This window comes from Psychrobacter sp. 1Y4 (assembly GCF_051847555.1).
On record NZ_JBPYDE010000326.1, the window covers coordinates 1 to 851 of the forward strand.

Annotated in this window: 2 protein-coding genes; both read right to left on the bottom strand. The window is 40.4% G+C overall.

Going from position 1 to position 851, the window contains the following annotated elements; translation table 11 throughout:
* Positions 1-59: 59 nt before the first annotated feature.
* On the bottom strand, positions 60-323 hold the full coding sequence (locus ACS8FC_RS16095) for a hypothetical protein (RefSeq protein ID WP_439297512.1): 264 nt from the start codon (positions 321-323) through the stop codon (positions 60-62).
* A 52-nt stretch (positions 324-375) separates the two neighbouring features.
* On the bottom strand, positions 376-851 hold a 476-nt coding region (locus ACS8FC_RS16100), incomplete at its 5' end, for a DNA/RNA non-specific endonuclease (RefSeq protein WP_439297513.1).

Consider the following 851-nt stretch of genomic DNA (forward strand, 5'->3'; position numbering starts at 1 on the left):
TTTGCCTAGTAATTTTTTTATACTTTATTATTTCTATAAAATAAAACCATATCAAAGACTTACAAGAAGGGATTGTCGATATCTTTGTCCAACTGGTCATCATTTTCTTTTGACTTATCATCATTATTACTATAAAGGTTTTTGCTTTCAAATGCGTTTATGACCCGACTCATTAGCTCATGCAATTGCTGAGCGTGTTCATATCCAGATGCATCTAAAGTCAGGTCAATATCACCATAGATGATGACTTTGTCCTTTTGGTTTTCGATAACAAGATCACCAACCTGCATACTTTGGTGATTATTGGCGAATGGGTCAATCATGTGTTCATCCTTATGGTGTATTTAAAACCCAAAAAGTATTCTATGTTTTGCTCTATGCCTTTAGCTGTGCAAGTAACCACTCCAAAATAGCCCAGACAAATAGCATCCAATCCGGCTCCTGAGCTGGCGTATCAGTTGTGTCTGAACTCTCACCTGCCTTCAATGGCAAATCAAACGCTTCTCGCTTGGTTTGAATGTCCAACATCGGCAAGACATCGATACCGGTTTCAGCGGTCAGCTCATCAATGCTAATAACATCGATGCGCTCCGACTCATCATTTGGTGCGTAATAAACCCCTGCCTGATTAGTCGCGGGTATATATACTGCTTTGAAAAAATGGCTGGGTACAAGCACACGATTGGCGAGCTGCTTGGTTTTTTTATTGGTAAACGCGACACCTGTAATGGTATAAACCTCACCGTATTGCTGCGTCAAATACCGAGTAGCAGACTCAATATTACGCCAAATATAACGATTGTTACGTGGTGACTGCGGCGCAATATTGGCCAGACTGAAGCTATCATACT